At 44.8% G+C, this 11,588-nt stretch carries 11 protein-coding genes and 1 other annotated feature; of the genes, 7 read left to right on the top strand and 4 right to left on the bottom strand.

Annotated features, from left to right (window positions below; translation table 11 throughout):
- Positions 1-74: 74 nt before the first annotated feature.
- From ccpA to motS, 3 genes are all read left to right on the top strand, one after another.
- Positions 75-1,079 carry a catabolite control protein A gene (ccpA, locus tag C1T29_RS16760; protein ID WP_095432439.1) on the top strand — a complete coding sequence of 335 codons (1,005 nt, stop codon included), beginning with the start codon at positions 75-77 and terminating at the stop codon, positions 1,077-1,079.
- A 62-nt stretch (positions 1,080-1,141) separates the two neighbouring features.
- Positions 1,142-1,960: a flagellar motor protein MotP gene (gene motP / locus C1T29_RS16755; RefSeq protein ID WP_040082125.1), complete on the top strand. Its 819-nt coding sequence runs from the start codon at positions 1,142-1,144 to the stop codon at positions 1,958-1,960.
- The gene (gene motS / locus C1T29_RS16750) at positions 1,950-2,678 is read left to right on the top strand and encodes a flagellar motor protein MotS (protein ID WP_014665005.1); all 729 of its coding nucleotides are present in this window, start codon (positions 1,950-1,952) and stop codon (positions 2,676-2,678) included. Before motP ends, motS begins: the two co-directional genes overlap by 11 nt.
- Positions 2,679-2,688: 10 nt before the next feature.
- Here the strand turns inward: motS and C1T29_RS16745 are convergent, their stop codons facing one another.
- From C1T29_RS16745 to acuA, 3 genes are read right to left on the bottom strand one after another with little or no spacing between them, the layout of a single operon-like run.
- On the bottom strand, positions 2,689-3,852 hold the full coding sequence (locus C1T29_RS16745; RefSeq protein WP_069150083.1) for an acetoin utilization protein AcuC: 1,164 nt from the start codon (positions 3,850-3,852) through the stop codon (positions 2,689-2,691).
- The gene (locus tag C1T29_RS16740) at positions 3,849-4,493 is read right to left on the bottom strand and encodes an acetoin utilization AcuB family protein (RefSeq protein ID WP_014665003.1); all 645 of its coding nucleotides are present in this window, start codon (positions 4,491-4,493) and stop codon (positions 3,849-3,851) included. The genes C1T29_RS16745 and C1T29_RS16740 overlap by 4 nt, the downstream gene beginning before the upstream one ends.
- A gap of 26 nt (positions 4,494-4,519) precedes the next feature.
- Positions 4,520-5,152 carry an acetoin utilization protein acetyltransferase AcuA gene (gene acuA / locus C1T29_RS16735; RefSeq protein ID WP_095432438.1) on the bottom strand — a complete coding sequence of 211 codons (633 nt, stop codon included), beginning with the start codon at positions 5,150-5,152 and terminating at the stop codon, positions 4,520-4,522.
- A gap of 159 nt (positions 5,153-5,311) precedes the next feature.
- Between acuA and acsA the strand changes: the two genes are divergently transcribed.
- The 3 genes from acsA (at position 5,312) to C1T29_RS24995 (ending at position 8,901) form a co-directional block, all read left to right on the top strand.
- Positions 5,312-7,030, top strand: a complete 1,719-nt coding sequence (acsA, locus tag C1T29_RS16730; protein WP_095432437.1) for an acetate--CoA ligase — start codon at positions 5,312-5,314, stop codon at positions 7,028-7,030.
- Positions 7,031-7,084: 54 nt separating this feature from the next.
- Positions 7,085-7,322: a binding site (T-box leader), on the top strand.
- A 50-nt stretch (positions 7,323-7,372) separates the two neighbouring features.
- A complete protein-coding gene (tyrS, locus tag C1T29_RS16725) occupies positions 7,373-8,641 on the top strand; it encodes a tyrosine--tRNA ligase (RefSeq protein ID WP_095432436.1) in 1,269 nt (422 codons plus the stop codon).
- A gap of 131 nt (positions 8,642-8,772) precedes the next feature.
- Positions 8,773-8,901, top strand: coding sequence for a small protein SR7P (locus C1T29_RS24995; protein ID WP_041521401.1), 129 nt, complete (start codon positions 8,773-8,775; stop codon positions 8,899-8,901).
- Positions 8,902-8,922: 21 nt separating this feature from the next.
- Here C1T29_RS24995 and rpsD read toward each other — a convergent pair whose 3' ends face one another.
- The gene (gene rpsD / locus C1T29_RS16720; protein ID WP_014664997.1) at positions 8,923-9,525 is read right to left on the bottom strand and encodes a 30S ribosomal protein S4; all 603 of its coding nucleotides are present in this window, start codon (positions 9,523-9,525) and stop codon (positions 8,923-8,925) included.
- Between the two features lie 294 nt (positions 9,526-9,819).
- Here rpsD and C1T29_RS16715 point away from each other — a divergent pair, with 294 nt between their 5' ends.
- A complete protein-coding gene (locus tag C1T29_RS16715) occupies positions 9,820-11,559 on the top strand; it encodes a diguanylate cyclase domain-containing protein (protein ID WP_095432435.1) in 1,740 nt (579 codons plus the stop codon).
- The last annotated feature ends 29 nt before the right edge of the window (positions 11,560-11,588 follow it).

The raw sequence follows: 11,588 nt of genomic DNA, 5'->3' as shown, positions 1-11,588 counted from the left end.
ATGACATTTCTCTACATAAAGTGTTTATGCTATAGATAAGGATAAGTGTATCCAGTAAAAGGAGTGGTTTTAGGATGAGCAATATTACGATCTACGACGTAGCGAGAGAAGCTAATGTAAGCATGGCAACCGTTTCCCGTGTCGTGAACGGCAACCCAAATGTAAAACCGACAACACGGAAAAAAGTATTGGAAGCCATTGACCGTCTCGGTTACCGTCCAAACGCGGTGGCAAGAGGGCTGGCAAGCAAAAAGACAACAACTGTAGGTGTCATCATTCCCGATATCTCAAGCATTTTCTATTCAGAGCTTGCGCGCGGAATTGAAGATATCGCGACAATGTATAAATACAATATTATTTTGAGCAACTCTGACCAAAACATGGAGAAAGAGCTGCACTTGTTAAACACAATGCTCGGCAAACAAGTGGACGGCATCGTGTTTATGGGCGGAAACATTACGGACGAGCATGTGGCGGAATTTAAGCGTTCCCCAGTGCCGATTGTACTTGCCGCTTCTGTAGAAGAGCAGGAGGAAACACCGTCAGTCGCTATCGATTACGAACAGGCGATTTATGATGCCGTGAAGCTTTTGGTTGATAAAGGACATACAGACATCGCGTTCGTTTCCGGACCAATGACAGAACCGATCAACCGTTCGAAAAAACTCCAAGGCTACAAACGTGCGCTTGAAGAAGCGAACCTCCCGTTTAATGAACAATTTGTAGCTGAAGGGGATTACACATATGATTCCGGACTCGAAGCACTGCAGCATCTGATGAGCCTGGATAAAAAACCGACAGCCATTCTTTCTGCAACTGATGAAATGGCACTCGGCATTATCCATGCCGCTCAGGATCAGGGCTTATCCATTCCGGAGGATCTTGACATTATCGGCTTTGATAATACAAGATTAAGCCTCATGGTTCGTCCGCAGCTTTCAACAGTTGTTCAGCCGACATATGATATTGGCGCCGTTGCGATGAGACTGCTGACGAAGCTCATGAATAAAGAGCCGGTTGAAGAGCATATCGTCGAACTGCCGCACCGTATCGAACTAAGAAAGTCAACCAAGTCATAAGAAAAACAAAGAGCAAGCTTCACCTTCATGGTGAATTCTTGCTTTTTTCATGGGGAGAAATGATGAAACGTTTTGATTATCTTACACCTGTTGGATTTGTGTTAGGAACGATTATTATTGTTATCGGGATTATTTCGGGATCGGGAGTAAGCGGTTTCCGCTCTTTTCTTGATCTAACCTCTTTCTTCATCGTAACAGGGGGACTATGCGCCGCTGTTTTTATCAGTTTTCCGCCAAGAGAGCTGAAAAAAGCGCCCTCTGTATTAAAGCAGGCATTCATCCGCCAGGAAGACAATGTGAAAGATCTTGTGAAAACCTTTGTCTCCCTTTCCGATCACGCGCGTAAACATGGGCTTTTATCATTGGATGATCAGGCTCGGGGAATCAAAGATCCATTCTTGAAAAAAGGGCTGCTTTTAGCAATTGACGGCTGGGATGAAGAAACGATTCGGCTTGTCATGGATTCAGAAATCGCAGCAATGGAGGAACGGCACCGCAAAGGACGGCGTGTTTTTGAAAAAGCGGGAGAATTTGCTCCGGCGTGGGGAATGATCGGAACACTCGTCGGGCTCGTGCTGATGCTCAAAAACTTAAATGATCCGCATATGCTCGGACCGAATATGGCAGTTGCGCTTCTGACGACTTTATATGGTTCATTACTGGCCAATATGGTCTTCAACCCAATCGCGGCAAAGCTTGAAGAGAAAACAGAAAGTGAAATTTTCATCAAACAGGTAATGGTGGAAGGGATTATCGGTGTTCAATCCGGAAAAAACCCGCGCAACCTTGAAAGCCAGCTGGTCGTTTTCAGTTCACGGGAAGAATGGCAGAAACAGCCGAATCAAGTAAAAACAAAAAAGGGATCTATACATGAAGCTTAGAAGAGAACGTTTTGAAAGAAGGAATGGAAACGGGAAAAACAGTCAATCTTCATCCAGCTGGATGGTTACCTTTACAGATTTGATCACCCTGGTCCTTGTGTTCTTTATTTTGCTTTTTTCAATGTCCCAAATCGATCTTCAAAAATTTAAAGCGGCAGTCGATTCGATTCAGAAGGATGGCGGCGGGCTTCAGCCGGACCAAACGTCCATAGAAAAAAAGAAAACACCTCCATCCGATGCGAAGAAGCAAGCGGATCAGCAGGATCAGCTTCTCAAGAAAGTAAATACATATATAAAAGACAATCACTTGAAGGCCCAAATGACAGCCAAACGGGATGAACGCGGTGTCGTGCTCGTTCTGCAGGAGGCGGTGCTGTTTGATACAGGTGAGGCAAAGGTGCTGAAAAATGCTGAAACACTTCTTCACCAAATCGCCGTACTTCTTCAAACCATTCCAAATGACATTCAAGTCGAAGGCCATACAGACAGCCGAAACATTTCGACATACCGATATCCGTCGAACTGGGAGCTATCAGCAGCACGGGCAAGCGGAGTGATTCAATACTTCACATCAAAAGAAAAACTTCCTTCGAAGCGCTTTATTGCTGTCGGTTATGCGGATACAAAGCCTGTAAAGGACAATAAGACAAACGAACACATGAAAGAAAACCGACGTGTGGAAATCGTCATCAAAAAATCAAAAACGACCTCTTCGTGAAGGTCGTTTTTTACTTTGTTCGTTGTTGCTCGGACCGTATCGCATATAATGCTTTGCTGACGGTTTGGGCATTTTTTTCTGTAATTTCAGGTTTGCGGGGAATCGGAGGATATAAATCAGCCGGATCGCTCCAGCTGGACGGCAGGGCGACGGGGCATTGTTTTTGCCATTTAGCGATCCATTCCGGCGGGATCTCGTGTCCCGGATCAATCCCCTTCATTTCAAGCCATATTCTGGCCCAGGCGCGGGGGACAACTCGCCAAATATCATATCCGCCGCCTCCGACTGCAATCCATTTCCCTCCGCAATATTGGTGAGCCAAAGTATGTGCAAGCCGGGGAATTTCTTCGTATATATTGATTGTTGCTGATAAATGCGTCAGCGGGTCGTAGTAATGGGCATCGGCGCCGTTTTGGCTGATAATGACATCGGGCTCGAAATACGCGGCGACTTCTGAAACTGCTGTCCGGTAAGCTTCAAGAAAAGAATCATCCTCTGTAAAAGCGTCAAGCGGGATATTAAAGGAATAGCCATATCCTTTTCCGCTGCCTTTTTCCTGGATCTGGCCGGTTCCGGGGAATAAATACCTTCCTGTTTCATGAATGGACAGCGTGCATACGTCAGGATTATCGTAAAATGTAAATTGCACACCGTCCCCGTGGTGGGCGTCTGTATCAATATAAAGCACTCTGGCGCTGTATTTTTTCTGGATATATTGAATCGCCACAGCGCTGTCGTTGTATATGCAAAACCCTGAGGCTCTCCCGCGAAAGCCATGATGAAGCCCTCCACCAAGGTTTGCCGCATGCAGGGCTTGTCCTGACATGACCCAGTCTGCGGCCGTTAAAGTGCCGCCGACCAAGAGTGATGCCGCTTCGTGCATGCCGGCAAAGACGGGTGTATCTTCAGTGCCGAGCCCGTAGCTTTCTCCTTCTTCAGCGGGAAGCTTTCCGGCGCCCGCAAGCTTTACGGCCTGAATGTAATCATCCGTGTGGACAAGGGCTAGCTCCTCTTCTGAGGCGAGTCTGGGACTGACAATGTCTCCATCATCAAAGGCATTGATCGTCTGAAGCAAATCATATGTTAACAGAACCCGCTGCTGATTAAAGGGATGCTCTTGATGAAACATGTAGGTTTGATAGGATGGAGAATAGATAAATACACTGTCTCTCATAGCAGATCCCTTTGCTCTGACGGCCATACGACGTGGTGCCCATTTCTTTGCAGTTCCTGCAAAAACGGCAGCGGATTCATCGTTTTTACACGGAAGACGAGCACTTTTACACCGGGATCGTCATGCGGATAAACAAGCACGCTTAATATTTTCACTTGAAGGTCTTGGCAAAGGCTGCTGATCTCAGCGAGGCTTTTGGTGATGTCGTTTACTTTTATTTCAATTTGCGAGCCCGGCTGGTCAGCGCCTGTCAATTTGACAAACGTCCGCAGCAAATCGGTTTTTGTCAAAATGCCTACTAATTTTTGATGCTGTACGACTGGAAGGCAGCCGATGCCATGCTCGTAGAACACCGCAGATATTTCTTCGACAAAATCTAACGGGTGGGCGCAGACGACCTCTTTTTTCATAATTGAATCTACGCTTCGTGTGAGAAATAGGCTTCGTTTGTTTTCTTCAAAAATACTGGGGCTCGCCTGTTTCATGTCTCTGTCTGTAATCATGCCGATCACGTGTCGTTCTTCATCTACAACAGGCAGATGCCTGATATGGAATTCCTTCAGTTTGCATATTGCTGTTTCAAGCGTATCCGTCTTCGTTAATGTAATGACATCTCTTTTCATGATTTGCTCAACAATCATTATTTTTTCCCCTTTGTCAGTGTCAGTTAATACATATAACGATGATAAAAACGGAGCCTGTCAAATTGTTCAATTGATTCTTGGCTGACGTTTTTTCCGATGCGGGCCATCAGACAGTTTGCAGGGTGGGAGCTGATCTCCGGCTCATCCGTTGCAAACCAGACCAATCCGCCTGCATTCATCATCTTTTCCATGATCTTTCTGTATTCCCACACATCTTTTTTCATCCCTTTCAAATCCCAATGCCAGTAATATTCTGTTGTCATCACAATATAGTTTTCCATTTGTTCATCCATCATGCTGACGGCCAGAAGGGTCTTTCCGACAGCGCATCCCCGATAGTCCGGCGCTACTTCGATGGCTCCGAGCTCAAGCAAATCCTCCATATTTCCTTCAGACCATCTTTCGAGCGGGTCAGGATATAAATACGTGACATAGCCGACAATGGTTCGGCCGTCTCTGGCAATAATAATGCGCCCTTCTGGAAGGCCTGCAATATCGACTAGCGCTTCATGCTGCTCGCGAGGCGGGCGAAATGCGGTTAAATCTTTATGAAACTCATAACCTGCCAAATCCTCTGGAGAGACAGGCCCTTCTATCTGTAAAGAGCCGGTTGCTGTTTTGATGTTTGCTGAATGGTATGTTTTATGATGTTCCACTAATTCACCGTCCCATCAATTCTTATAAAAATACATGCCTTCTTTAAGAATACCAAAATATAAAGCGTTTTCAACATGGTTTATATTTTAAAAATTGAGAAGAATATGAATTTATACTATAATAATTGTGACAACTTCAGCAAAGGGGGATGTTTGGGCATGAATTTGAAAGCGTTACCAGCAATAGAGGGGGATCATAACTTAAAAAACTATGAAGAAACGTACCGGCATTTTGATTGGGCCGAGGCAGAGAAACATTTCTCTTGGCATGAGACAGGGAAACTGAATGCGGCGTATGAAGCGATTGACCGCCATGCCGAATCGTTTCGAAAAAACAAAGTAGCACTTTATTATAAAGACGCAAAACGGGATGAAAAATACACATTTAAAGAAATGAAGGAAGAATCAAACAGAGCCGGGAATGTGCTGAGACGGTATGGAAATGTGGAAAAAGGGGACCGCGTTTTTATTTTTATGCCGAGATCACCCGAGCTTTATTTTATTATGCTTGGCGCTATCAAAATTGGCGCCATCGCCGGGCCGCTGTTCGAAGCATTTATGGAGGGAGCGGTGAAGGACCGGCTTGAAAACAGTGAGGCAAAGGTTGTTGTCACAACGCCTGAGCTGCTGGAGAGGATACCGGCAGACAAACTGCCTCACTTGCAGCATATATTCGTAGTCGGCGGAGAGGCTGAGAACGGCACAAACCTCATCAATTATGATGAAGCAGCGAAACAGGAGAGCACAAGACTGGATATCGAATGGATGGATAAAAAAGATGGTTTTCTGCTTCACTATACATCAGGTTCCACTGGAACGCCAAAGGGCGTACTGCATGTCCATGAAGCGATGATTCAGCAATACCAAACAGGAAAGTGGGTCCTTGATTTAAAGGAAGAAGACATTTATTGGTGCACAGCTGATCCAGGCTGGGTGACAGGTACGGTATACGGCATTTTTGCACCGTGGCTGAACGGGGTGACAAATGTCATCGTCGGCGGACGTTTCAGCCCGGAAAGCTGGTATGGAACGATTGAACAGCTTGGCGTCAATGTCTGGTACAGCGCGCCGACCGCTTTTCGGATGCTGATGGGAGCGGGAGATGAAATGGCTGCGAAATATGATCTAACCTCACTCCGGCATGTACTCAGTGTTGGTGAGCCGCTAAATCCGGAGGTCATCAGATGGGGACACAAAGTTTTTAACAAACGAATCCATGATACATGGTGGATGACCGAAACGGGCAGTCAGCTCATCTGCAATTATCCTTGCATGGATATTAAACCCGGTTCGATGGGTAAGCCGATTCCGGGAGTGGAGGCTGCGATCGTTGACAATCAAGGAAATGAGCTTCCGCCATACCGAATGGGCAATCTCGCTATCAAAAAGGGCTGGCCTTCCATGATGCATACCATTTGGAATAACCCTGAAAAGTATGAATCGTATTTCATGCCGGGCGGCTGGTATGTGTCTGGTGATTCTGCTTACATGGATGAAGAAGGATACTTCTGGTTCCAAGGCAGAGTAGATGACGTCATCATGACCTCCGGTGAGCGCGTAGGCCCATTTGAAGTGGAGAGCAAGCTTGTCGAACACCCGGCTATTGCAGAAGCAGGTGTAATCGGAAAGCCTGATCCGGTACGGGGAGAAATCATTAAAGCCTTTATTGCACTCAGGGAAGGATTTGAGCCGTCTGACAAACTGAAAGAAGAGATCCGCCTATTTGTAAAGCAGGGTCTTGCAGCCCATGCGGCTCCGCGTGAGATTGAATTTAAAGATAAGCTTCCGAAAACCCGAAGCGGAAAGATCATGAGACGCGTGCTGAAGGCATGGGAGCTTAATCTCCCAGCCGGTGATCTGTCAACGATGGAGGATTAAAAGGCGGCGTTGACACGGGATTTTATTTATGTTAAAAATGATATAGCTTCATATGAAAAGGTAAAGATTGAGACAAGTAGAATATCCTTACGTTCCAGAGAGCTGATGGCCGGTGAAAATCAGCACAGACGGATATATCGAATACACTCATGAACCGCTTTTGCAAACAAAGCCGGCCAGGCTTTCAGTAGTGAAAGAACGGACCTGATCCGTTATCAGGCAAAGTGATAAGACGAATGTTTTGCATTCTCTTATTAGTAGGGTGGTACCGCGATAATCAATCGTCCCTTCGTGTAAACGAAGGGGCGTTTTTTATTTTAATCAAAAAAGGAGCTTTATCTTATGACAAACTTACTTGAAGATTTATCCTTCCGCGGATTGATTCAGCAAATGACAGATGAAGAGGGATTAAATAAACAGCTGAATGAAGAAAAGATCCGCTTGTACTCAGGTTTTGATCCGACAGCAGACAGCTTGCATATCGGACACTTGCTGCCTATTTTAACACTTCGCCGTTTTCAGCTTGCAGGGCATCATCCGATTGCACTTGTGGGCGGCGCTACGGGCCTCATAGGTGATCCAAGCGGAAAAAAAGCAGAGCGTACTTTAAACACTGCTGACATCGTTTCCGAATGGTCCCAAAAAATCAAAAACCAGCTGTCCAGATTTCTAGATTTTGACGCAGCAGAAAACCCAGCTGTCATCGCAAACAACTTTGACTGGATCGGCAAAATGAATGTGATCGATTTCCTTCGTGATGTCGGTAAAAATTTCGGCATCAATTACATGCTGGCAAAAGACACGGTCAGCTCAAGAATCGAATCCGGCATCTCGTATACGGAATTCAGCTACATGATTCTTCAATCTTATGATTTCTTAAATCTTTACAGAGACAAAAACTGTAAACTGCAAATCGGCGGTAGCGATCAGTGGGGCAACATCACAGCGGGTCTTGAACTGATCAGAAAATCAGAAGAAGAAGGAGCAAAAGCGTTCGGCCTTACGATTCCGCTTGTCACAAAAGCAGACGGCACGAAGTTCGGAAAAACGGAAGGCGGCGCGATCTGGCTTGATAAGGAAAAAACATCACCATATGAATTCTATCAATTCTGGATCAACACAGATGACCGTGATGTTATCAAATACTTGAAATACTTTACGTTCCTATCAAAAGAGGAAATTGAAGCATACGCTGAAAAAACAGAAACAGCGCCGGAAAAACGTGAAGCGCAAAAACGCCTGGCAGAAGAAGTGACATCGCTTGTTCACGGACGCGAGGCGCTGGAGCAAGCCATCAACATCTCCCAAGCGCTGTTCAGCGGCAATATTAAAGAGCTTTCCGCTCAAGACGTAAAGGTAGGCTTTAAAGATGTTCCTTCTATGGAAGTTGACAGCAGCCAAGAGCTTTCACTTGTAGATGTGTTGGTGCAATCTAAATTATCTCCTTCTAAACGTCAAGCGCGTGAAGACATCCAAAACGGAGCTGTTTACATTAACGGCGAACGCCAGACAGAAATAAATTATACCCTATCGGCTGAAGACCGCATCGAAAATCAATTTACTGTTCTGCGCCGCGGGAAGAAAAAATACTTCCTTGTGACATATAAATAAGAAAAAGATCCTTTGCCACTGAAGGCAAAGGATCTTTTTGTTTACCGCATAGGAATGAAAGGAAAAGAGTATATTAGATAGGGCAAACACGATCAACCACATCACCTTTTAAAAGAAAGGAGCGCTAAAGCGTGAATCTCATGTGCACGATTGCTAAAGAACGGATACAGCGGGATTATTGGGAGCGGCAGGCGCAAGATAGTGTTGGCCAGCAAGAGGCGAAAGACGAAACAGACGATAAAAAAACCCCAACCGCATAGCGGCAGGGGTTTTTAAAACGATTAACGAGAGTAGAACTCAACGATAAGCGCTTCGTTAATTTCCGGAGCAAGTTCAGAACGCTCAGGAAGACGAGTGAAAGTACCTTCAAGCTTTTCAGCGTCGAAAGTAAGGTATTCAGGAACGAAGTTGTTCACTTCAACAGATTCTTTGATGATAGAAAGGTTTCTTGATTTTTCGCGAACACCGATTGTTTGACCAGGCTTTACTTGGTAAGACGGGATGTCAACGCGGCTTCCGTCTACAAGAATGTGACCGTGGTTAACCAATTGGCGAGCTTGACGGCGAGTACGTGCTAAACCTAGCTTGTACACAACGTTATCAAGACGAGAATCTAAAAGAACCATGAAGTTTTCACCGTGTTTACCAGCTAGTTTGCCAGCTTTGTCAAACAAAGTGCGGAATTGGCGTTCGTTTACACCGTACATGTGACGAAGCTTTTGCTTTTCTTGCAATTGCAAACCGTATTCTGATAATTTTTTACGTTGTCCTGGGCCGTGTGGACCTGGAGCGTAAGGGCGTTTTTCTAATTCTTTTCCTGTACCGCTAAGAGAGATTCCTAGACGGCGGGACAGTTTCCAAGATGGACCTGTATAGCGAGCCATAATGTGACTCCTCCTTTGGTTTTATTTTTGTGGAAAATAAAAACCGTCTGCTCTATTCGACCATGCACATTTTGTTTTCATGTATCCTCGCTCCAGCAGCAGAGAGTTACACGATACACCTTATGGATAAGGAACAAAATGAAAACATAGAAGCTGAACAAAAAGGCTGCAATATTTCACACAAAGGTCATTATATAATTTATTTGTTTTGAAGTCAACCATTCCTCCATTATTGCTTCACCGTTTATGATATAATAAACAAAAATTAGTGGTAAACTTTTAGGTGATAAAAACATGGTAGAACAAACTAAAGATCAATTATCCGCCTTTCATTATCATATGCTCGATTTTTTATTAACCAAATCGGAAAAAGTCACATTCACCGACTCTTTCATATGGCTGACTTCGGCTATTCAAACCTATTTTTCAACCTTTTGTGTTTCGCTTACACCGTCATCATCAGACTTTGTGACAAAACTGGCAGATGGTGAAGTCCGTTTTTCCGTTTCAAAAATAAACGCTTCATCTTATCTGATTGAGGACGGCTCCGGCAGGCGTTTCCATCTTGCATGCAGGCAGGATGAAGAGATTCCTGAAGGGCTTCCGGATGTAGTTGCTTCATTTTTAAACCAGTCGATGAAACAAGAAACACTCTATAACAAAACGATCTACCAAAAAAAAATATACAAAATGACAGAGCTGTTCCATTCACTGCTTGATCAGACAGATGTGCTGAAGCAGCTTTTAGAAAGCTTGACAAGCACATTTTCTCTTTTTGAGTTTTCTTTATTTATATCGCACGATCAAGACCAATGTTTAGGGGTTCCTGCAAAAGAGCTGTATATGGAAGGGGAAAAATCCGATTCCTTTGCGCTCAAAGTGTATTTGTCCGGAGACATTTTGCGGAAAAATGAATCTGTCGCCTATATTCCGATCAAAGGACAGCAGGGCACATACGGGGTGTTGAAGGCTGAGGGAACGGGTGACAGCTTTCTTACTGATGCCTGCCTTGATGAAATGTCGCTGTTAGCAAACGCGGCGGGAAAAGCGTTTGAAAATGCCCAGCTCTACGAACAATCCAAAGCAAGCATCGCAAATTTGGAATTGATCAATGAAACATCACGCCGCTTGAATCAGCGGCTGACACTGACTGATACAATGAATGATCTGGCTGTGAGAATGGCAGAATCGTTTCAGGCAGAAGAAGTGGGATTTTTTCATATCGACCATTTTGAAAATCTAGCATTGCTCCCAGGAAGCACAGCATTTTTTAAAGAACAGAAGCCATCAGACTTTTATAATGAGCTGAAAGAAAAGCTGTATGAAGGTGAAAAAGGGGTTTTCATCGGGAATGGCCAGTCTGTTTTTGGGCAGGCGGGGTACGGCTCGCTGATGGCTGCCCCGATGATTCAAAACGACCGTCTTTTAGGCTTTGCGGTTTTATTGAAACAAGAGCTGTACGCTTTTACATTTGAAATGTACAAGCTGTTTCAGGCACTGATTCATCACGCGACACTCGCTGTAACCAATTCAATGCTTCGCGACCGTTTGGAGCATCTCGTAAAAACAGATCAGCTGACTGAACTGTATTCACGGGCGTATTTAGACGAAAAAATTCAATACAGCATGAAAATCCACCAAAAGGGTGTTTTTATTCTTGTTGATATTGATAATTTCAAGAATGTAAATGATACGTACGGCCATCAGACTGGGGACGAGATTTTAATTCAAGTTGCTTCAGTGATTAAAAGCAACATTCGAAAGCATGATGTCGGTGCCCGCTGGGGAGGCGAGGAGCTGGCGGTTTATTTGCCAAATGTGCCGGTTGCGGTGGGGAAACGGATTACCGAGCGGCTGGTTTATGCGGTCAGAAAAAATACGAAACCCAAGGTAACCATTTCCTGCGGTATCTCCTGCTGGACGACAGAAACAAGAAAGTCGCTGAAAGAGCTTGTGCATGAGGCTGATGAAGCGCTCTATAGCGCGAAACGGAACGGGAAAAACCGCTTGATGATTCATGACTCAATAAAATGAAAAAAGCCCAAAACGATATCAGTTTTGGG

It is taken from the genome of Bacillus sp. MBGLi79, from assembly GCF_002953915.1.
The sequence above is the reverse complement of the archived record's forward strand: the minus strand, read 5'-3'. Positions and strand labels throughout refer to the sequence as shown.